This is a genomic window from Streptomyces fractus (genome assembly GCF_049844455.1).
Classification (GTDB): domain Bacteria; phylum Actinomycetota; class Actinomycetes; order Streptomycetales; family Streptomycetaceae; genus Streptomyces; species Streptomyces fractus.
The window spans coordinates 2,918,584-2,939,366 of record NZ_JBMYHI010000002.1 but is presented as its reverse complement, the minus strand read 5'-3'; the positions used below and the strand labels follow the sequence as shown (position 1 = coordinate 2,939,366).

Annotated in this window: 19 protein-coding genes; 11 read left to right on the top strand and 8 right to left on the bottom strand. The window is 69.6% G+C overall.

Annotation, left to right across the window (positions count from 1 at the left end; genetic code table 11):
- Positions 1–115: 115 nt before the first annotated feature.
- The 5 genes from ACP4E5_RS14970 to ACP4E5_RS14950 form a co-directional block, all read right to left on the bottom strand.
- The gene (locus tag ACP4E5_RS14970) at positions 116–1,495 is read right to left on the bottom strand and encodes a S8 family peptidase (protein WP_425828864.1); all 1,380 of its coding nucleotides are present in this window, start codon (positions 1,493–1,495) and stop codon (positions 116–118) included.
- An 87-nt stretch (positions 1,496–1,582) separates the two neighbouring features.
- On the bottom strand, positions 1,583–3,133 hold the full coding sequence (locus tag ACP4E5_RS14965) for a hypothetical protein (protein WP_425828863.1): 1,551 nt from the start codon (positions 3,131–3,133) through the stop codon (positions 1,583–1,585).
- A 44-nt stretch (positions 3,134–3,177) separates the two neighbouring features.
- Positions 3,178–3,522, bottom strand: coding sequence for a hypothetical protein (locus tag ACP4E5_RS14960; RefSeq protein WP_425828861.1), 345 nt, complete (start codon positions 3,520–3,522; stop codon positions 3,178–3,180).
- A 147-nt stretch (positions 3,523–3,669) separates the two neighbouring features.
- Positions 3,670–4,923 carry a S8 family serine peptidase gene (locus tag ACP4E5_RS14955; protein WP_425828859.1) on the bottom strand — a complete coding sequence of 418 codons (1,254 nt, stop codon included), beginning with the start codon at positions 4,921–4,923 and terminating at the stop codon, positions 3,670–3,672.
- Positions 4,924–4,949: 26 nt separating this feature from the next.
- On the bottom strand, positions 4,950–6,497 hold the full coding sequence (locus ACP4E5_RS14950; protein WP_425828857.1) for a type VII secretion protein EccB: 1,548 nt from the start codon (positions 6,495–6,497) through the stop codon (positions 4,950–4,952).
- A gap of 443 nt (positions 6,498–6,940) precedes the next feature.
- Here ACP4E5_RS14950 and eccE point away from each other — a divergent pair, with 443 nt between their 5' ends.
- The 3 genes from eccE to ACP4E5_RS14935 all read left to right on the top strand — a co-directional run bounded on the left by eccE (position 6,941) and on the right by ACP4E5_RS14935 (position 12,475).
- Positions 6,941–8,158: a type VII secretion protein EccE gene (gene eccE / locus ACP4E5_RS14945; RefSeq protein ID WP_425828855.1), complete on the top strand. Its 1,218-nt coding sequence runs from the start codon at positions 6,941–6,943 to the stop codon at positions 8,156–8,158.
- Positions 8,158–9,786, top strand: a complete 1,629-nt coding sequence (locus ACP4E5_RS14940) for a hypothetical protein (RefSeq protein ID WP_425828854.1) — start codon at positions 8,158–8,160, stop codon at positions 9,784–9,786. The genes eccE and ACP4E5_RS14940 overlap by 1 nt, the downstream gene beginning before the upstream one ends.
- 313 nt (positions 9,787–10,099) lie before the next feature.
- Positions 10,100–12,475 carry an AAA family ATPase gene (locus tag ACP4E5_RS14935; protein WP_483030479.1) on the top strand — a complete coding sequence of 792 codons (2,376 nt, stop codon included), beginning with the start codon at positions 10,100–10,102 and terminating at the stop codon, positions 12,473–12,475.
- A gap of 237 nt (positions 12,476–12,712) precedes the next feature.
- On the opposite strand, the gene ACP4E5_RS14930 is transcribed toward ACP4E5_RS14935, so the two are convergent.
- Positions 12,713–13,270 carry a hypothetical protein gene (locus tag ACP4E5_RS14930; RefSeq protein ID WP_425828850.1) on the bottom strand — a complete coding sequence of 186 codons (558 nt, stop codon included), beginning with the start codon at positions 13,268–13,270 and terminating at the stop codon, positions 12,713–12,715.
- A gap of 48 nt (positions 13,271–13,318) precedes the next feature.
- Entirely contained in the window at positions 13,319–13,813 is a 495-nt protein-coding gene (locus ACP4E5_RS14925) for a hypothetical protein (protein ID WP_425828848.1), read from the bottom strand.
- Positions 13,814–14,178: 365 nt separating this feature from the next.
- Between ACP4E5_RS14925 and ACP4E5_RS14920 the strand changes: the two genes are divergently transcribed.
- The 5 genes from ACP4E5_RS14920 to ACP4E5_RS14900 all read left to right on the top strand — a co-directional run bounded on the left by ACP4E5_RS14920 (position 14,179) and on the right by ACP4E5_RS14900 (position 17,462).
- Complete coding sequence (locus ACP4E5_RS14920; protein ID WP_425828846.1) at positions 14,179–14,505, top strand: WXG100 family type VII secretion target; 327 nt, start codon at positions 14,179–14,181, stop codon at positions 14,503–14,505.
- Between the two features lie 96 nt (positions 14,506–14,601).
- Positions 14,602–15,756, top strand: coding sequence for a WXG100-like domain-containing protein (locus ACP4E5_RS14915; RefSeq protein WP_483030478.1), 1,155 nt, complete (start codon positions 14,602–14,604; stop codon positions 15,754–15,756).
- A 58-nt stretch (positions 15,757–15,814) separates the two neighbouring features.
- The gene (locus ACP4E5_RS14910; RefSeq protein WP_425828842.1) at positions 15,815–16,171 is read left to right on the top strand and encodes a hypothetical protein; all 357 of its coding nucleotides are present in this window, start codon (positions 15,815–15,817) and stop codon (positions 16,169–16,171) included.
- A gap of 14 nt (positions 16,172–16,185) precedes the next feature.
- On the top strand, positions 16,186–16,830 hold the full coding sequence (locus ACP4E5_RS14905; RefSeq protein WP_425828841.1) for a hypothetical protein: 645 nt from the start codon (positions 16,186–16,188) through the stop codon (positions 16,828–16,830).
- 2 nt (positions 16,831–16,832) lie between these two features.
- Positions 16,833–17,462: a hypothetical protein gene (locus ACP4E5_RS14900; RefSeq protein ID WP_425828840.1), complete on the top strand. Its 630-nt coding sequence runs from the start codon at positions 16,833–16,835 to the stop codon at positions 17,460–17,462.
- Between the two features lie 57 nt (positions 17,463–17,519).
- Here ACP4E5_RS14900 and ACP4E5_RS14895 read toward each other — a convergent pair whose 3' ends face one another.
- The gene (locus ACP4E5_RS14895; RefSeq protein ID WP_425828838.1) at positions 17,520–18,092 is read right to left on the bottom strand and encodes a hypothetical protein; all 573 of its coding nucleotides are present in this window, start codon (positions 18,090–18,092) and stop codon (positions 17,520–17,522) included.
- Between the two features lie 393 nt (positions 18,093–18,485).
- On the opposite strand from ACP4E5_RS14895, the gene ACP4E5_RS14890 reads away from it, so the two are divergent.
- The 3 genes from ACP4E5_RS14890 to ACP4E5_RS14880 all read left to right on the top strand — a co-directional run bounded on the left by ACP4E5_RS14890 (position 18,486) and on the right by ACP4E5_RS14880 (position 20,749).
- Entirely contained in the window at positions 18,486–18,839 is a 354-nt protein-coding gene (locus ACP4E5_RS14890) for a WXG100 family type VII secretion target (protein WP_425828837.1), read from the top strand.
- A 55-nt stretch (positions 18,840–18,894) separates the two neighbouring features.
- Positions 18,895–20,085, top strand: a complete 1,191-nt coding sequence (locus ACP4E5_RS14885; protein WP_425828835.1) for a WXG100-like domain-containing protein — start codon at positions 18,895–18,897, stop codon at positions 20,083–20,085.
- Positions 20,086–20,422: 337 nt separating this feature from the next.
- Positions 20,423–20,749, top strand: coding sequence for a WXG100 family type VII secretion target (locus ACP4E5_RS14880; protein WP_425828833.1), 327 nt, complete (start codon positions 20,423–20,425; stop codon positions 20,747–20,749).
- Positions 20,750–20,783 lie beyond the last annotated feature (34 nt).

The following is a 20,783-nucleotide window of genomic DNA, read 5'->3' as shown; positions in this document are numbered from 1 at the left end:
GTGGGCCCCACATGCGTATCTGGCTACCCTTCGCCGCTACCGCACCAGTCCAGTCGTCACCCTGTGGTGAACGCCCTCGAATCAAGGGGAGTTGACTGGCCGCTACGGGGACGCGTCACTGACGCGGGGGACCCCACTGCGGGGGCTGCTGCTGGCCGTACGGTCCGGGCTGCTGGGGCGGGTAGCCGCCTTGCTGATAGGCGGGCGGGGGCATGGTGCCGGGGGCGACAGGTCCGCCCGGGCCGCCGGGGCCGCCGCGGTTGTTCTTGTTGCGGGAGACGACGACGATGACGATGACCACCGCGATGATGACGAGCGCGGCGATGCCGATGCCGACGTAGAGCAGAGTGTTGGAACTGCCGTCGTCCGAGGAGGAGGCGCTGGGGGTGGAGCCGTCCCCGGTTGCCTTGCCCTTGCCGCTGGCGGAGGCCTTGGGGAGGGACGACAGGTCCCAGGGGCCGTTGGCGCTGCCCTTGGGGATGTTGGCGGTGAGGGCCTTGAGCGGGCTCAGGTCGCCGTAACCGTGGACCTTGTCAGGGAGCTTCGACTTGTCGACGCCCTTGGCGATGTAGGTCGACTTGGTGACGCGGTTGACCAGTTGGCCGGGGGTGTAGTCCGGGAACTTCTGCTTCAGGAGGGCGAAGGCGCCGGAGGCGATGGCGGCGGACATCGAGGTGCCATCGGTGGTGAGGTAGTCGCCCTTGTGGCTGTTGCCGTCGGCGTCCACGTAGTCGCCGTTGGCGGTGGCCACCGAGATGCCCTTGCCGGGCGCGGTGAAGAGCAGGTGCTTTGAGTAACTTGACTCTTCCCAGGGCGTCCCGCTCTGGGTCGAGGCGCCTACCTGGACGACGCCTGGGACGGAGCCGAGTCCGCCGTTGTCCTCGACACCGTCATTGCCGGAGGAGAGTACGAGGACGACGTTGTGCGCGAGCGCGTATGCGGCGGCTTCCTTCGAGTCCTGACCGGCAAAGCCCTGGTCGAGCGACATACTGATGACGTCGGCACCCTGGTCGACGGCGTACCGAATGGCTTCCGGCTTGGTGCACGCTGTCTTCCGCCCAATTCCGGAATCGTCGCCCTCGCCGCCGTCAGCGGAAAAGATGTCGATGGGAAGAATCTTTGCGTCCGGGGCCATTCCCAGCATGCCCTGGTTGTTTCCTGCTCCATGGCCGTGGCCCGCGATCAGCGACGCCATGCCCGTGCCATGGTCGTCGGTGATCTCACGGTTGGCAGGCTGGCCGTCCTTGCACCGCTTACCGGGGAGGACGCTGCCTGTCAGGTCGGCCTGAGTGCCGTCCACGCCGTCATCGAGTACGGCGACGGTGACGCCCTTGCCCGTGGCGACCTTGTGGATGGCGTCGATGTCGAAGGCCTTGTTCTGCCACTGACCATCTCTGGTCGCGTCCGCCGAGGCGGCCGATGCGGTGCCGAGCACCAGGGCTCCCACCATGGCCGCGCCGCCGATCGCGCGTAGCGTCCTGTGCGCGAAGCGCATGCTCTGACACCTTTCGTGGTGAATTCCGTGCTGATGTGCGTGGGGCTCACGACCGGAATGGTCGTGAGCCCCACGAACGGTATCTGGTTACTCGATGACGGGCGGGTTGGCTTTGCGGTCCTTCGGCTTCCAGGTGCTCTCGTCCTCGACGAGGTAGTCGGGGAGGCGGCTGTTGTTGCCGCCCTCGCCGCGCTGCTTCCCGGCACCGCGCCCGCCGGCGGCTCCGGCAGGCCCGAAACCGTTGCGCCCGTTCTGGCCCTTGCCGCCGGCGCCGGTACCGCCCGCGCCGCCACCACGATTGCGAAGTCCCGTACCGCCAGGGGTGAATGCCCCGCCTGTCTTGCCCTTGGCTCCGCCGATCACGCCGCCCTTCAGGCGTGCCCCGGCTCCGGTCTTGCCGCCGAGGCCGCCCTTGCCTGCGCCGCCGGCGCCATGGGCTCCTCCGCCCATGCCACCCATACCGCGGCCGGCGCCCGAGCCTCGACCTGTGCCTGCACCGGTGCCTCGGCCCGCTGCTCCCGAACGCCCGGCCGCGCCGCCGCCCGCCCCACGGGCAAGCCCCGCCGCGCCGCCGGCGAGTCCGCCCGCCATGCCACCGGCCATGCCGCCGCTCAGACCGGCGCCGCCGCCCATGCCGCCGCCGGCTCCGACGCCTCCGCCCATGCCACCGCCGGCCCCGAGGCCGCCACCTGCTCCGGTCGCGGAACCCGGGCCGCCTGTGAGGCCGGGGGCTGCGCTGTCCAGGCCCGTACCGATCTGGGACGGGGAGGGGCCCGAAGCGGTGGGCGACTTCAGACCGTTCGTGTCGAAGCCGGGGATGCCTTGGCCGGCTCCGCCTCCGCCGATGCCTGTGCCGCCGCTGATACCCGGGTTGGTGCCGCCGGCGCCGGGGACGTTCATGTCACCGGGGCCCTTGGTGTCGGGCCTGTTGGGGACCTCCGGCGGCTTGTAGCGGGTGTCATCCCCATTGAGCTGCTCGGCATTCGCCTTGTAGACCTGCCCCAACTGCTCCATGTGCGTCGCAGCCTGGAGCGCCGCCTGCCTCTTGGCGCCCATCTTGTCGCCCCACTTGTCCACGACGGCCTGGGTGTCCATGCCGCTGGCGAGGTCGGCGTCGATACTGCTCCCGGAGCTCCTGACGCTCTGGTACAGCTTGTAGTCGGTGTACAGCTGTGTGGCAGGGTTGGCGATCATCATGGCGTAGTCCTTGGCGGACATGTTGCTGAACATGTCCGTCGCGGTGTCCCACGCCTCGTCCCACCAGCTGACGTCGATGCTCTGGACCTGGTCCTGGATCTTGTAGAGGTGGTCCGCAGAGTTGTCCATCGCCTTGCCGGCGAGCTGGGCGAAGTTGCCGCCCTTGGCCATCTCCTGGCTGATCTTGTCAGCCTCTTGCTTGAACTTGTCCGCGGACGAGCCCTTCCACTTCTCCAGGACCTTCTTCACCGCGTTGTCGAACTGCTGCTTGAGGCCGCCGCTGCCGTCGGAGCCCACGAGGTGCTCGTGGACCTCGGTCCAGTTCTGCGCGACCTCCTTGACGGTCTGCGGCTTGGCGTCCGCGACCATCTGCTTCAGTTTGTCGAGGTCGTTCTGGTTGAAGTGGGTGTCCCAGCCCTTGCCCGACCCAGTACCACTCAAGCCGCCGCCCGACGGCGCGTCAGCCACCATCTCCCTGTCCCCCTTCAGGCGTTGCGGTTCGCGACGCCAGAGTCACCGGTCTCCTTGACCGCGTTGTCGGCCTCGGCGTCCTGGTACTTGCCACGAGCCGTGTCCGTCTTCTTGCCGAACTTGTCGACGAGCTTCTCGATCTTCGCGATCATCTCGACTTCGATCTTCTGCTTCATGTCCCCGTGCGCGTTGTACAAGTCGCTGGCCTCCGAGAAGTCGACCCCCAAGGCCCCCTCCGGGATGTACGTCCCGTACTTCGCCTTGTCCTTCGGGCCGCTCATGTCCGCCAGGACCTGGTTCAGCTCCTTGACCACCTGGTCAAGGGCGTCAAGATCGACCTCGTAACCGCCGTCAGCCATCGCAGGCCGCCTTCCCCGTTTTTCCCCTAATTCCTTTGTGTCGCGCGCAGTTCAGTGCGCAGACAGCGCCCCTAGAATCGCCTGCCGCACACTGAACTCACAAGTCGAGCACAGGTTCCCTCACAGAACGTCCCCCGCCGCGCCGCCTCAGAGAACGTCCTCGCCGCGCCGCCGCAGCCAGTCCCGCCGCGCCATCGCGCCGGCCGCGATCACCGCGAGGCCGAGGCCACCGCCGATCACCAGGTATGTGCCGTAGCGGGCGTCGCGTTCCTGAGGGGTTTCGCCCAGGGTCAGCTTTGCGGCGGTGATCTTCTCGCCGGGGCCGTTCGCCGTGCCGTTCTGCAGGTCGGCGTCGGTCGGTTGACGGGTCGGTTTCGTGTCGTCCTTGATCGCCGTGACCGGGTCGAGGACGCCCCAGCCGACGTTCTTGTCGTGGTACGCGTGCGTGCGCATCGCCGTCGACTCGAGGTGCCAGATGACCTGCTTGGGCTCCCAGTCCGGGTGCTGCTGCATGAGCAGCGCCGCCACGCCGGTCGTGTACGGGGCAGAGAAGCTGGTGCCCTGGTCGACGCACTGGCCGCCGACCGGGACCGTGGAGACCATGTCGACGCCCGGGGCGGCGATGTCGACGTGCTTGTTGGGGGAGGAGAACGGGGCGCGCTCGTTGTTGCGGTCGGAGGCCGCGACGGACAGCACGTTGGAGTTGGGAAGCGCGGCCGGGTAGCTGTTGGAGTCCTTGCCGCTCTCGCCGCTGTTGCCCGCGGAGGCGACGATGAGGACACCGGCCTGCTCGGCGCGGTTGACGGCCGTCAGTAGGGGGCCGAGCTGGGACTCGTCGGCGGTGGTGCCCTGGGAGATGTTGATCAGTTTGATGTCGTTCTGAATGGCGAAGTTGATCGCGCTGATCATCGAGCCCAGGTTGCCGCCGGCCTCCTTCGTGCTGGTCTGCAGCGGGACGATGGTGGCACCAGGGGCCATGCCGTGGAATCCGGAGCCGCGGATCTTGCGGGCGGCGATGATGCCCGCGACCTTCGTGCCGTGACCGACCTCGTCCTTCGTCGCGCTGGAGCCGGAGACGAAGGACTTGCCCTTGGCGACGGCGCCGCTGAGCTGGACGTTCTTCGTGTCGGTGCCGGTGTCGACCACGCCGACCTTGATGCCCTTGCCGTTGCCGTGCGCCCACAGTTGCTTGGTGAGGACGCGCTGCAGGGACCAGGGGGTGCCCTTGATGACCTTGCCGCCGAACTGGCAGTCGGTGCTGGCCAGTTGCGTGCCGTCGTCGGCGGCGGCGGGCGTGGTCGCCGGGCCCGCGACACCGAGCGCCGCGAGGGCGGCGGTGGCCGCGAGAACCGCCGCGGCGCGCCGGGTGGGCGAGGCCGTGGCGGTTGCCGGGGGAGCCATGGTGTCCATGCTGTATGCCGTCCCGGTCACGAGTTCTGCGTCTGCTTGGCGTCGCCCGTCGTCAAGTCCGGGCCCGACGGCAGGAGTTGCGACCAGACCTCGGGGACCTCGACCGCGTTGACCTCGCCGTAGCCGAGCCGCGCCTTGGACTGGTTGACTTCCTTCTTCGCCGATCCGGAGGTGTTGCCGGAGTCGTTGTTGACGGGCAGGTGGTACCGCAGGCCCGTGTCCGTGACCAGATAGTTGAAGCCGCTGGCCGAGGAACCCGTCTGCTCCTGGTACAGCAGGCCGCTGCCGGGGCTGACGTACGACGAGGCGCTCGCGGAGATCTTCCCGATCGGCAGGCTCTTGCCCGCCCACAGGTTCCGGGCGCCGCCGTTGTCGCCCTGGTAGACGGAGCAGGAGACGTCCTTGCCGCCGCCCGCTGCGGCGTTGGCGCGGGTGACCTTCTGCTTCGGCCAGTTGAGCTGCCCGCCGGCCTTCTTCACCGCCGGAGCGTTGTCGTACAGGGATCCCTCGGAAGGGTGGATGTCGGTCTGCTGGACCTTCTCGTACTCCGGCGCGCCGTCGGAGTACGCGGCGCCGACCGTCTCCTTGAGCAGGCTCGCCTCGAAGTCCGTGATGGCGATCAGGCGGTCCTTCTCGACCAGGTACTTCTGGTTCTGGGCGCCTTCGATCAGCGTGCCGACCTTGTTGTGCCCGGCGGGCAGGTCGGGGGCTGTCGAGGTGCTGGCAAGGCCGTCGACGCTCGGCAGGGAGATCGGGACGGGCGCGTGGCGGAGCGTGTTGAGCCAGTCGTCCGACACGGTCTGCGGCTTGGCCTCCGCGCCGAAGAGCGTGGCGATCAGCGAGTCGAACTTGCCGCCGGGGCCGTCGACCAGCCGGTAGGCGACACCGTTGCTGCTCACCAGGTACGGCTTGCCCGTCTTGTCCTGGACGTAGAGGGCCTGGGTGGAGCCGAGCCGACCCTTGCTCTTCGACGTGACCTGCGAGGCGTCGTTCTTGTCGAGGACGAAGACCGTCTGCTGTACGGAGGTGGCATCCGAACCGCCGCCCGGCTGCTGGCACAGCGCCCACGTCTTGGCCGTGCCGGCGTCCTTCGTGCTCGGCATCCGGTCGGGGGCGTACGGAATTCCGACCATGGAGCCCTGCGTGATGTCGGAATCGTCAAGGAACTTCTCCTTGACCTTCTTCACGGAATCTCCGCCGGTCTTTTTCGGGTCGAGCAGAAGCTTCGCCGAAGCGAGGTTCAGGACCGGGTGCAGGACGCCGACGGGCTTGCCGCTCTTGTCTTTCGTGTCCGACTTGAGCACCACATACCGGGTGGCCGACGGATCCGTGACGATGATTCCGGCCTCGGGCTTGTCCCAACCCTCCGGTGCCACGGGGCTGATCATGCCGCAGGCGCCGAATCCCGCCAGTACCACCACCGCCATGACGAGGCCCGGGACCGCGTGCTTGAGCGGCCGCGGGGCGCTGTCCACCGATCCATTGGGGAGTGGTTTGAGAAAAGCGGCAACGGTCCGCTTGCGTGCGAAATTGTAGGCATTCAGCTCATCACGACGTGATGCCATCGTTACGTTTTCTCCCCGTCCTCGCTGGACCGTGCCGGACTATTGCTGCGGGTCCACTTCTCGACCACCCCCGGCGCATGCGCCGCACGGGCCTCTACTATGCCGTGTGGTGATCGGGCCGTAGCGTACGGGTACGGTTTTTCCACGCGCCAGCCGACGTTGGGTCCCGATGGCCCGGGGCGGTCCGATTCCGACCGATTCAACCCAGCCGGCCATCACGATTCATCACAGCAGCGAGCGAAGGAGCAGGGCGGGGGATGTCCAGCGCCAGCAGGACCCGACAGCGGGGCAATCAGGGGCGACCGGCCCCGAACGGGCGCCGCGGAGGGGGCCGTTCCGGCGGTCGACCCACCGGCCGACCGGGCGGGCAGGGCGGGCAGGGCGGACGCGGTAGCCGTACCGCGCAGGTCGCTCCGTCGCCGCAGCAGCAGGCCGCAGGTCCGGTGAGGCCGAAGCTGCCTCGCAAGATCGGCAGCTTCGGACCGATCAGCACGCACCACTTGATCATCATCGAGATCGCGCTGGCGCTCGTCGTGGCGGCCGCCGCGATCAAGGCCGTGCTGATGCTGCCCGCCGCCATCATCGGCGGGCTTCTCGTCTTCCTTCAGCTCGGTCGGCGCCGCCGCCACCCGCTTCCCGAGTGGATGGCGATCGGCCGCGCCCTCAAGCGCCGCCGCCGCGCCTTCAACGGACCGCCGCCCGCCGACATCGACAGCGGCTTCGCGCCGCTCCTCGAGGCGGACCCGAGTCTGCGTACGTACGAGTACGAGGCGCGGGACCGGCGCCTCGTCGGCTTCGTCGGTGACGGCTCGTTCCTGACGGCACTCGTTCAGGTGGACTCCGCGCCCGGCCCGCTGCGTCCTCAGGGTGACGCGCGGCCGCTGCCCGTCGAGCTGCTCGCCGACGCCCTGGACGTCGAGGACATCCACCTCGAATCGGTGCAGTTGGTGCAGTACACCCAGCCCGCGCCCGCCCCGCACCTGCCGCCGCAGGCCCTCGCCGCCCAGGCGTACGCCGCGCTCCAGGCGCAGGCCGGAACGCCCGCCGTGCGGATGACGTGGGTCGCGCTCAAGCTCGACCCCGAGCTGTGCCCGGAGGCCGTCGAGGCGCGCGGCGGCGACCTGCGCGGCGCCCAGCGCGCCCTGCTGCGCGCCGCCGACCAGCTGATCAGCCGGCTCAACGGACAGGGCTTCGTCGCCGAGGTCCTCGACGAGAACGCCGTCCTCTCCGCGCTCTCCGTCGCGACCTGCGTCAACCCGCGCGCCAACCTCAACGCCCAGTCCCAGCAGGGCCGTTCGGGTCCGCGTACGGAGGAGAGCGTGCGCGCCTGGCGGTGCGACGACCGCTGGCACGCCTCGTACTGGATCGGTACGTGGCCGCAGCTCGGCCGCGGCGGCACGCCGCTCGGCGCGCTCGCTTCCGGCCTGTCCACGACCCGTACGCTCGCGACGACGTTCAGCGTCGCCCTCGCGCGCGCGGGCCGCGAGGATGTCGCCGTCAGCGGACATGTGCGCCTCTCGGCGCGGAGCGAGAACGAACTCGGTCAGGCCAAGCGCGAACTCGAGCGCGCCGCCTCCGGCCTCAAGGCCGGCCTCGTCCGTCTCGACCGGGAGCAGCTGCCCGGCCTCCTCGCCACCCTTCCCCTCGGAGGCACGCGCTGATGAGCACCCCCGGCAACCAGGACCCCCGCGGACAGATGACGCCCGAGCAGTACGCCGAGCAGGAGCGCCGCGCCGCGGAGGCGGCGGAACGGCGCAGGCAGTGGGAAGCGCAACAGGCCGCCACCCAACAGCAACAGCAGCAACAGCCGCAGGGGCAGCAGCAGTTGACGCCTGAGCAGCATGCGGAGAATGAGCGGCGGGCCGCAGAGGCGGCGGAGCGGCGCAGACAGTGGGAGGCGCAGCAGGCCGCCGGCCAGCAGCAGGACGGGTACGGATACCCGCAACAGCAGCAACAGCAGCAACAGCAGCAACAGCAGCAACAGCAGCCGACGCCCGAGGCGGGTGGCTACGGCTATCCGCAGCAACAGCAACACCAGCAGCCCACTCCCGAAGCGGGCGGCTACGGGTACCCGCAGCAACAGCAGCAGCCGACCCCGGACCAGAGCGGCTACGGCTACCCGCAGCAGCAGCCCGCACCCGATCAGGCGGCTCAACAGCAGGCCGCCCAGCAGCACGCCGCCGCCCAACAGCAGGCCGCCGCCGCCCAACACGCCGAAGAGCAGCGCCAGTTGCGCGCCCGCTACCAGGAGGAGCAGCGCCGCGCGGAGGAGGCCGAGGCGCGCCGCCGCGAGTGGGAGGATCAGCAGCGCCAGCAGCAACTGGCCGCCCAGCAGCAGCTCGCCGCCCAGCAACAGGTGGCCGCGCAGCAGCAGTACGCGCAGCCGCACCCGGACCAGCAGCCGCAGGACCCGTCCCAGGGTGTCGTCGGCGGCATCGCCCAGGTGCCGCAGCAGCAGGCCCCCGCGGCGGCCGGCACCACCATGACGTACGCGCCCGCCCCCGAGGTCGGCTCGGGCCGGCCCACGCACCGGGCGCTCCCCGACGAGCCCACGCACGAGGACGACTTCGCGGAGTTCGAGGAGGAGTTCACCAGCCCCGGCTACGGGCTGCGCGGCCCGCGCCGCCGTCGGCACGTCATGTCGAAGAAGTCCCTCGGCTCGCTCGGCGTGAGCGTCGGCGACGACGGCGTCGTCATCGGCGTCGACCCGCAGGGCGCGCCCGCCGTCCTCGATGTGCTGCGGCCGAAGCCCCGCGAGATCGTCGTCGTCGGTTCGATGTGGACCGCGCAGATCATCGCGCTGCGCACCGCGGCCATCGGCGCGCGGATCGCCGTCGAGTCGGTGCGGCCCGCCGCATGGGCGCCGATGGCGCAGGCCGCGGGTGGCGGATTGCAGTGCGTCTCGGTGTACGAGCCGCGTCAACTCGCCGCTCAGGGCGCGTCGGTGGCGAGCCCGGTCCTCGTCGTACGGGACCTGGGCGCGCAGCCCGGACGTTCCCAGATCGCGCCGACGCCCTGGCAGTCGACGCTCACCGTCGTGCCGTTCCTCGGCCCGCGCGCGCCGCGACTGCTCGCCCGCGCCGACGTCATCGGACTGCAGAACCTCTCCCCGCAGGAGGCGGAGGCCATCGGCCGGGTGCTGCGCCTTCCCGAGCAGCTCACCCAGACCCTGCCGACGCTCAGCGACGCGACGATGCTGTGGATCGCGGGCGACAAGCGCCAGTTCGTGATGGTGCAGCCGACGGAGCCGGAGACCGGGCTGCTCGGCGGCCCGCGCCGGATGGACTGACGCCCGGCGGACCCCCGCGTGCGGCGGGTGGTCCCGAAGAGGCGTGGGGTGGCCCCGTGGAGAGCGGGTACGTGACGTGTACCGACGGGTACGTGACAAGTACCGCCTTTACGGGGGCCGCCCCGAACCGTTTACGCTGTCCGGACGAACGGCTGAGACGCAAGTGACGCGGGGCCCGCCGCGACGGTCGGGGGCGACGACGCGCGACCCACCAGGTCCCGCCGGAACCGGTCGTTCAGGTGCACAGCAGAGACCAGGAGGCACAGTGACCAGTGACCGGGACCAGCGGAACCCGGACCCCGGCGACGGTTCGATCGAGACGGAGCTGACAGGAGAGTTCCGGCTCGATTTCGACGCGCCGTCCTGGTACGCGCAGCCAAGCGAGTCGAGTGCCACGCCGCCGTCCGGCACGCCCGCGACCCCCTCGTCCGACACGTCAGGGGGGAGCGCGACTCCTCCGCCGCCCGCGCCGGGTCCCCCGTCCGAGGGTTCCGCGCCGCCGCCGGCAGCTCCTGGGTTCCCGACACTTGGGGGTACGGGTACGGGTTCTGGGGAGGCCGCTCAGGCCGCGCCGCCCGCCGCACCGCCGGCCCCTCCCGCCGCCGATGCCGATCCCGCCGCGTCGAGCCGCCGGTCCGGGGCCGTCGATCCCACGGGTGACCTGTGGGGGGACGACGATGATGACGACGCCGCCGATGACGGCGTGGAGTCCGGAACGGCGACGTCCGAGACCGCGACGTCCGGGGACGCCGCCGAGGTGAACCCGGCGGCCGATCAGGCCGGTTCGGCCGCGCCTGGTGGTCCGGCGGGTACGGATGGTGCCCCTCCGGCGGCGCCGCCCGCGCCCCAGCCGCCTGCCGCTGCCGCTTACGGCTACCCGCAGCCCCCGGCGCAGCCGCAGCCCGCTCCCGGTCAGCCGGCCCCCGCCGCAGGTGGCTATGGCTACCCGCAGCCGCCCGCTCCGGGTTACGGCTACCCGCCGCAGCAGCCGGGCCAGCCGCAGCCCCCGGCACAGGCCCAGCCTCAGCCTCAGCCCCAGGCGCAGCCCGCTCCCGGCCAGCCGGGTCAGCCGATGCCTCCGCAGCAGCCGGGCCCGTACGGTCAGCCCGCTCCTCAACAGCCGGGCCCCTACGGTCAACAGCCCGGTCCGTACGGCCAGCCGGCCCCGCAGCAGCCGGGCCCCTACGGGCAGCCGCCGCAGCAGCCCGCTCCCGGTCAGCCGGGCGCGCCGCAGCCGCCTGCCGCTGGTTACGGCTACCCGCAGCCGCCGGCCCCGGGTTACGGCTACCCGCCGCAGCAGCCGGGCCAGCAGCAGCCGCAGCCCCCGGCCCAGCCGCAGCCCGCTCCCGGTCAGGAGCCGGGCCAGACGCCGCCCGCGCCGCAGGGCCCGTACGGTCAGCCGCCCCAGCAGGGCCAGCCGGCCCCCGGTCAGCAGGCCGTTCCCGGGGCCCCCGCCCCGAACGCGTACCCGCAGCCGGCCGTCGACCCGCGCGCGGGGTGGGACCCGGGCGCGGGCCAGCAGCGTTCGGCGCCGGGCGCGCCGCTCGGGTACAACGCGCAGGTGGAGCTGAGCTCCGACCGACTTCTGCGCAACCAGCCCAAGCGCAAGAACAACAACAAGGGCCCCAGCAAGTTCAAGCTGGGTGCCAAGGCGGCGGAGGCCGAGCGCCAGCGCAAGCTCGCGCTCATGCGCACCCCGGTCATGTCCTGCTACCGGATCGCCGTGATCAGCCTCAAGGGCGGCGTCGGCAAGACGACCACGACGATGTCGATCGGCGCGACCCTCGCCTCGGAGCGCCAGGACAAGATCCTGGCGATCGACGCCAACCCGGACGCCGGCACCCTCGGCCGCCGTGTGCGCCGCGAAACGGGCGCCACCATCCGCGACCTGGTGCAGAACATCCCGCACCTGCACTCGTACATGGACATCCGCCGGTTCACCTCGCAGGCCCCGTCCGGCCTGGAGATCATCGCCAACGACGTGGACCCGGCCGTCTCGACGTCCTTCAACGACGCCGACTACCGCTCCGCGCTCGACGTCCTGGGCAAGCAGTACCCGATCATCCTCACCGACTCGGGCACCGGTCTGCTCTACTCGGCGATGCGCGGAGTCCTGGACCTGGCCGACCAGTTGGTCATCATCTCGACCCCGTCGGTGGACGGCGCGAGCAGCGCGAGCACGACCCTCGACTGGCTGTCGGCGCACGGGTACGCGGACCTCGTCCAGCGGTCCCTCACGGTCATCTCCGGTGTCCGCGAGACCGGCAAGATGATCAAGGTGGACGACATCGTCAGCCACTTCGAGACGCGCTGCCGCGGCGTGGTCGTCGTCCCGTTCGACGAGCACCTGGCGGCGGGCGCCGAGGTCGACCTCGACATGATGCGCCCGAAGACGCGTGAGGCGTACTTCGAGATCGCGGCGCTGATCGCCGAGGACTTCGCGCAGCGTGCCGAGGCGCAGATGCAGGCGGGCGGCATGTACGGCGGCCAGCAGCCGGGCATGCCCCCGGCCGGCTTCCCGCCGCAGCAGCAGGGCTACGGTCAGCAGCCCCCGGCGCCCCCGCAGGGCTACGGCTACCCGCAGCAGCAACCGCCCCAGGCTCCCCAACAGCCGCAGCAGCAGCCGCCTCAGCAGCCGGGTGGCGGTGGCCTGCCGTCGGGCTGGACGACACAGCAGCCGCCGCAGTAGGCGACAGCAGTACGAGTACGAGGGGCCCCGTCCGACGCGGACGGGGCCCCTCGTACTCGTATGACGTCACACGCTGCTCACCGCTGAAAGCCCGCCCGCAGACGCCGATCGAGCCAGGCGTTCCACGGCATTCCCAACGCTCAACTCGACACGCACCGCGCCCCCTTGAGTGGGCCGCCCACCCCGGGAGCGCCGGGAACCCTAACGTGGGACGGTGCTCGGGGTGTTCGTCCTTCTTCAGGTCGAATAGACGACGATCGACGCGATGAGACCTACCAGGGAGACGAGGAAGCCCCAGCCCGACAATGCGTCCCGCATCGGGGCGGTGATGGAGTACCACTTGTCGGGAGACGATTCGGTCGTTTCCTTCATGCGCTTGAAGCCGTTCGGCAGTCCGCGCAGTACGAAGGAGAACGCGCCCAGGTAGAAGAAGGCCAGGCAGAACGTCCAAGCGGATTCCGACCAGTTCTGGACCGTGTACGAGCCGCCGGAACCGGAGACCGTGACCTTCTCCCCGTTCTCGTAGGCGTAACGCGGCTTGGCTACGGCGTCGTCCACCGCCTCCTGCCCGGAGTCGGACCGGAAGCGTCCCACGCAGGTGTTGCCCTGCGAGCCGCGCGGGTAGCAGTCCGTCACCGTCAGGGTTCCGGTCGAGCCGATGGCTCCGGACCGCTCCACGCCTTGGGCGAAATACATCGCGGCCATGAGGAGGGCCACGATTGAGATGACCGCGGCGGTGATCCGGCCCGCCCAGGCGGGCTCTTGTGTGCGCGTCGCTTTTTGAAGTTCAGGCATACCGGATGCTCCAACGGAGAGGGATCCACAGACCGGGAACGGGGAAAATCACTTCGCGATGGCAGCGGCGATGAATCCGACGACTCCGATGCTCGTGAAGACGATGACCGCGATGCGGCTCGGAGTTCCCAATACGTTGTTCCAGGCTTCCTTGACCTTCGGGCCGCCCCGCCGTGGCCAGTCCGCGACCAAGCAGAAGATGCCCATGCCGAGGAAGATGAATCCGCCACTGACCATGGCCGCCGCTTGCGCCGCGCGCTGGCCGTTGTCCAGCTCGTAGTCACCCGTGATGACATGTCCGACGAAGTCGGAGTCGAAGTGCTGGGCGGCGAGTTCGAGGTTCGACACGTCGGAGCCGAGCAGCCGCGCCACGTACGCGTTGCCGTCCTTGCTCGGCGCGTCGCCCGTGCCGATGGTGACCTGTGCGGTGTTGTCCGTATAGGAGCGGTCGTCGGAACGGAACGACCCCGTGCAGGTCGCGCGGAAACTGGACGGGCCCCGCGACGAACTGGTGTGGGATCTTGTCTGTTCGCACTTCTGCACAGTGAAAGTGCCGTGCGTGCCGAAATGACCCCAGGACGAAAGAGCTTGGAATCCGTACACGAGGGACATTCCCACGAAGCCTATGATGAGTAGGAATCCGAGCCCATTGCGCTGGCCAATGGGCGTCTTCTGCCGTGCCTTCGGGGGGCTGGTCATCGAAGTGGGTGCCCTTCGTGGGGTAAGGGGGCGTCGGGAAGGGCCTGGCAGAGCTGTGTGCAGCGCGCGTGCGGGCTGTGGGGGCTCCGTGGCGCCCGGGGCGTCGGCCGAGACCGCCGACTAATGTACGGTACGCAGCTCAACTGTGGTCGCGTGGTGCAGTGGATGACCGCGCAGGCGATCGAATCGACAACCAGGGGATGTGTGACATGGGGGGCTCTGGCTACGGGGTTCAGGCGGACGTGCTCAAGGAGCAGGGAGGCGCCTTCGGTCGCATCGCCGCCGACTTCGCCAAGCGGTCGAAGCAGTTCGACGACGCTCTCAAGGCGCTCGAGGACGGTTGGGGCGAGGACGACGTCATCGGTGTCACCGTCGCCCTCGACATGTACAAGGCGGCGAGCGGAGGAATTCTCGATTCGCTCGAACATCTCGGTGATGGGCTGAAGGGCATCGGCGAGAAGCTCACGTCCAACGCCAACCTGTACGAGCAGGCCGAACAAGGCAATGAGGACGCTCTCCGGCAGATCGGCCAATAGTCACCAAGCGGACGTAATGCGGCCGGGTCTCGGACCAGTTCGGCCGTCCGCGCATCGAACGTAATATTCACCGGAGGGTCATCACTCGTGGCGATCATGCTGCCTACCGAGGTCGACTGGGTTCTCGACCTGTTGGACTTCAAGTGGCCGAACATCGACGAGGACAAACTGCACGAGGCCGCGCAGCTTTGGCGCGAGTTCGGTCAGGCCGCCGCCGAGTACGCCACGCAGGGGGAAAGCGCGGCGCGCGCCGTCGCGGGCGCCCATGTCGGTGAGGCGGCCGAGGCATTCGTCCGCGAGTGGAAGAAGTTCGACGGCGGTGACGGCTATCTGGCCGACCTGGCGACGTCGGCCGATCTCCTGGCGGTCACCCTGGACATCTGCGGGTACGCCGTACTCGCCCTGAAGATGTACGTGATCGCTCAACTCATCTTCATCGCCGTCCAGTTCGCGATCGCTCAGGCCTCGGCACCGGTGACCCTGGGGGCCTCCGAAGCCGTGCTCGCCGGCGAGGTCGCGACCAGCCGGATGCTGTTGCAGCGGGCCGCGACGGAAGCGGCGCAGAAGATCATGGATGCGGTCGTCAACGCTCTCAAGGAGCGGGCGATCAAGAAGATCCAGGACATCGCCAAGGAGATCGCGACCGACATCGCCTCCAAGTTGGGTCAAGAGGTGGTGAGCCAGAGCCTCAAGACCTCGTTCGGTGCGCAGAAAGGCATCGACTTCCAGGGCCTCGGAGTCGCCGCCGGCAATGGCGCCATCGGCAAGGTCTTCGGTGAGTTCGAGGAGAGCGACGACGGCAAGGGGTACGACTTCAAGGCGAAAGCCTTGGGGAAGGTCGGAGCCGGCGGTATCGCGGCGGCCGGCGGTGACGCCGGTGGTCTGCGCGCGATGGAGCAGGGCGCCGGTGAGCTGTTCAACAACTTCACCGAGAAGCGCTCCACGGCGGGCAGCGGCGGCGAGGGCGGAGAGACCGCGGGGGACGGGACTCCCAGCGGCGGTGACTCGCCCAGCGGCAATGACTCGCCGGGCGGCAGCGAGTCACCGGGCGGGAACGCCACCCCGAGTGGCAGCGACGCGCCCAGTGACAACGGCACCCCGAGCGGCGACCAGGCCCCGAGCGGAGACGGCACACCGTCCGGCCAGGACGCCGCCGCCACTCCCGAGGCCCCGGAAGCGAGTTCGTCCTCGGCCGGCTACGAGAGCGCTGACATTGCCGAGAACAAGTCCGTCCGGGCTGTCTTCGGCTGATCCATCAACCATCGGTACCCATCGGCGAGATGCGATGAGAGGGAGGGAACCCCACACTATGAACACTGGAAGCGGCCGCGGGTACGACGCGCACGGCGAGCGCGAGTACCCCATCGAGGACAAGAACCTCACCGAGGAGCAGAACGAGCACCTCACGGAGAGCCTCCGCAAGGTGCGTGACATGAAGAACGCGCCGCCCGCGCTGCAGGATCTCGCGCGTCAACTCCTCAGTGGACGCATGGAGTTGAAGGACGTTCTGGACTCGCCGGCCGGACACCGTGCCTTGGGCGAGGGGCTGGCTCCCATGCGGGAGCAGTGGCGGAACATGTCGCCGCAGGAGCGGCAGCAGGTCCGTGACTACGACCCGGACGAGGACCCGAAGAACGCGCCCGGGCGCGACGGCCGGATTCGTTGAGGGCAGGAGCTGACGTGACATCAACGGGGGCCGCCGACCAGTACGTGGATCGGCGCAATTACATCTTCCGGCGCATGTTCGGCTGGATCGCGGGAGTCGGCATCGTGGTCATCGGCTGCGCGACGGCCTGGGTGGGCGTCGGGTACCTCGACGGACACGTGACGGTCTCCGCGCGGCCGGGATCCGTCGTGGTGCAGTCGTGCAAGCCCGCGGACCAGGGCTACACCTGCACCGGCACCTTCGAGGACGACAAGACGGGCGAGAAGACGCGGGGCGCCACCCTGGCGAACGACCGCGACGCCATCCCGAGTGCCGCACTCCCCGCGTTCAAGACGGACGACGGCTACACGGCCACGACCGACGGCGAACTCACCACGGCCAAGCTGTCCAGGGCACTGTTCTGGCTCGGCATCACGGACGCGCTGTGGCTCGTCGGCGCCTTCCTGCTGCTGACCGGCTACCAGCCGCGACCGCCCCTCCACTACGGCCCCTTCATCGGTGTCTGGCGCGAACGTGAACGCCGCTTCGGCCGGGTCACCCTGGGGGAGGGCTGGCACGTCGTGCGGCACGAGCGCGGCCCGGCGCTGCCGATCCTCGTCGTCGTGGCGGTGCTGTGTCCGGTGCTGTTCGTCGGGAGCTGGCTGGCGGGGAGCGCGTAGCCATGAGCCTCAGGCAAGACCAGTTGCTGGGGAACGTGGGGGAGCGCAGCACCTACGTCCTGCAACACCTCGGTGGCTGGCTGGTGGGAACCCTCGTCGTCCTGCTGGGCCTGTTCTTCGCGATCGCGGGGACCGGCGCACTCGACGGTCATGTGACCGTCACGGCGCACCCCGGCACGTTCCACATCCAGTCGTGCGCGTTCGCCGGCGACCACCAGGAGTGCGAGGGCACGTTCAAGGACGACGTCAACGGCCGGACCACGACCGGGGTTTCGGCCAAGATGCTCTGGCACGGCGACCCGGGAGATGTGGCTGCTTTCAAGGTCCCGGACGGGTACTCCGACTACGAAGGCGGCGAGCTGATCCCGAGCGAACTCTCCCGCGGCCTCTATCTGCTGGGGGCCGGGGCGTTCACGGTGGCCGTCGGCCTGTTCTGCGTCCTCACCGGCTACTCGCCGCGGTCCAGCTCCCGGAACCAGCGCTCCGTCCCCGCGTACGGACGCATCAGTCTCGGGCAGGCATGGCGAGGCGTCGGTCGCTGGGGGCCGGTGCGCCCGGCTCTCTGCGGTCTCGCGGGCCTGGGCGTGCTCGTCGCGGGGTGGAGCGCGATGGTCCCGCTCTTGTATCGCTGACGCAGCACATGCTGACGGCGCGTACGCGTAGTAGTAGGTGCCTCGTACTCGTATCGGTTACAGCGCAAGCCCCAGAAGCAGCGACACCACCACGCCCAGCGCGCCGAGCCCGGCCAGGCCGAAGAGGACCGGCCGGGTCGCGCCGCCGGCCGTGGACCGCCACGCGGCGCCGTACGACACCCTGCTGCGCGTACCGGTGCAGCCGGTCACCGTCATGAAGGCGCCCAGCGCGGTGCCGATCAGCATGCCGAAGGCGAAGGCGAACAGCAGCCCGGCGTTCCACGCGCTCGCCTCGACGTACGAGAACTGACGGCTCTCCAGCGTCGAGGCGGAGTCGGTCTGTGTCACCGGGATCTTCGCGCCCGTGGCGTGGACGGACGACGGCTCGAGATAGGCGTTGGGGTCGTTGCCGTGGCCGCCGTCCGCGGTGAACGTCCCGTGGCACTCCACCTCTTCACGGGTGCGGTGCTTGCCGTGCGAGCGATAGCCGACGGTGTGCGCCGAGCACTGGGAGACCGTGAACTCGCCGTGCGTGCCGCGCAGGCCGGCGGCGTACGTGGCCTGCCAGCCGAGGATGCCGCCGCCGATGAGCGTGACGAGCATGACGCCGACGCCGATCAGGCGCGCCATGAACGGGACTTGATGCTTCGGGGGTGCGGGTGCCTGCGGCGGAGGAGGCGGCGGCGGGTACGCCGCGGGGGCCGGGTTCCCACCCGGGTCGGGGTGCTGCTGGTAGTGGGACATCTTTCGGGTGATTCCCCCTGCGCCGAGCGGATCGCGGTGCGGCTCTCCCCGCTCCTCACGGATCTGGTTGTGGACAGTCGCGGAACGCTACCGCAGGTACATGGCAATCGTGCGTGGAGGCGGTGAAGACCGGCGCTTCGGGGCGAGTTCTGTGTCTCGGGATCACTAAGGTCGCGTTGTCGGACATCTGCGTCCGTGGGTCCGGGGGCGCCACGCACATCAACTACGCGTCACCGGGCTCCACTTGCGCGACACGCACGCACATTCATGGGGGAGCACATGGCAGGTTTCGGCTCAGGCAGCTTCGACGTCGACCCGGCGGTCCTCAAGGATCAGGGCACCGCCTTCGGCGACCTGGGCAAGTCGTTCAAGGCCGCCGCCAAGGAACTGAAGTCCGCCCTCGAAAGCGCCGAGAGCGACTGGGGCGAGGACATCATCGGGACCTTCAACGACATCTACGAGCCGGTGCGCGAAGGCATGATGACCTCGATGGAGCACCTCGCCGACGAGCTCGACAAGATCGGCGGCAACCTGACGGTCATGGGCACCCAGTACGAGGTGACCGAGGACGACCAGGCCCAGATCATGATCGGGCAGCAGTCGAGCCGCCCGGGCCTCGGCATGCAGTTCTGACCGCAGAGCGCATCTGCGAACCACCATCACACATACAACGGGGGAGTGACACGGCATGGCATTGACCCTGCCCGACGAGGTCGCATGGGTCCTCGACCTGCTCGGCTACAGCTGGCCCGACGCCGACGAGGACAAGATCCACGAAGCGGCGGAGGCGTGGCGGCAGTTCGCCACGGCGGTGCGGGACACCCAGAACGGCGGGACGACGGCCGCGAACGCGGTCCTCGGGTCCAACTCCGGTGACGCGTCCCAAGGTTTCGAAGAGGCGTGGAAGAAGTTCTCGAACGGCGGGGACGGTTACCTCGACGACGCCGCGACGGCCGCCGAGATCCTCGCCTTCGCGCTCGACGCGGTCGCCGTCATCGTCGTCGCCAGCAAGATCGCGGTCATCGCGCAGCTCATCGCGCTGGCCTTCGAGATCGCGGCGGCCCAGGCCGCGGCACCGGTGACGTTCGGGCTTTCGGAGATCGGCGCGGCCGGGGCGACCCAGGCGACCCGGCTCATCGTGCGCCGCATCCTCGACGAGTTGAAGCAGAAGCTCATCCAGCAGGTCACTCAGGCCGTCGAGCAGGAAGCGGTGCAGTCGGTCAAGGAGATCGTCCTCGACGTGGTGAAGGAGGCGGCGGTCGAGGCGGGCAAGGCGGCCGGTCAGAACCTCCTCCAGCAGGGCGTGCAGAACCACTTCGGTGCGCAGGACGGCATGAAGTGGGGCGAGGCGGCCGTGGTCGGCGCGGGCACCTTCGCCTCGGAGACCGTCAACGGCGCCGCGGGCGCCATCGACGAGGCCTCGGGACGGTTCGGCCCCGCCGGCCGGGCGCTCGGAGGGGCCGCGAGCGCGGGGCTCGGCGCGGTCGGCGAAGGCATCGGTGACGGCGTCCACGCGACGGGCGAGGGCGTGGGTCAGGGCGCGGGGGCCGCGGCCCAGGGCATCGTGGACAGCACTGCCGAGAGCTTGCCGGGCGCGGGTGAAGCCGTCACGGATGCGCTGGACCCGCGTTCGATGGTCTCGTCGCCGGGCGAGGCGGCCCAGGGTGCGGTGGACGGCGCGGTCGAGGGTGCGACCGGCGCTCTCGGGGACGCGGCTCAGGGAGGTCTCGAACGCCTCAGAGGGGACCAGCCGGCGGCGGACGAAGCGGGCGACGGGTCGGGCGACGGGGCGAGTGGTGGGCCGAGCGGTGGGTCCGACCGGTCGGGGCGGTCCGGGCGGACCTCGGAAGACGATCGCGCCAGATCAGTGTTCGGCTGACGCAGCCGAGGGGGCTGAAGCAGTTGCTGGCGCGGTAGTTGACGCGGTAGTCGACCCGGCAGCTGACGTGGCCGTTGACGTAGCCCATGTAACTGACGAAACGAATGTAACGGACGTAAGGGTCCTGTGTGAGCGCTGTGACGCCGTATCGATCCGTGACATTGTGTGGATCCTGTCACGGCACGGCCGGTCACCTGGGAACCGCCTTGGGTGACTGTGTCAGTTGTGGCTAAAGTACTGTCGCGGCACTATCGAGAAGTGCCACCCGTGCCCCAGTTCCTTCCGGGGACCGAGCGGCGCGGGGACCGAAGTCGAATTCTCATGGGGGCTAGTGGCCATGGCCGGTCAGTTTAATGTCACGCACGAGGAGATGGTCGCGTTCAGCGGCCGTATCTCCCAGGTGAACGAGTCCATCCAGGGTGAGATCCAGCGACTGCAGACGGTGGTCGACTCGATCACCTCTGGCTGGAAGGGCCAGGCGGCCACTGCGTACAACAACCTGCAGAACCAGGTGAACGAGGACGCCACGGCCCTCAACCGGGTGCTCAACGAGATCAAGGAAGCGATCGACTCGACCGCCCAGAACTACCAGACGTCCGAGGACGAGCAGGCCTCGTCGATCTCGCACGTCGCCTCTGGCGCGGAGGCCTCTCCCTTCGGATGAGCCGCCCCGACCGCTGATCCGGCGCCGCGAGCGG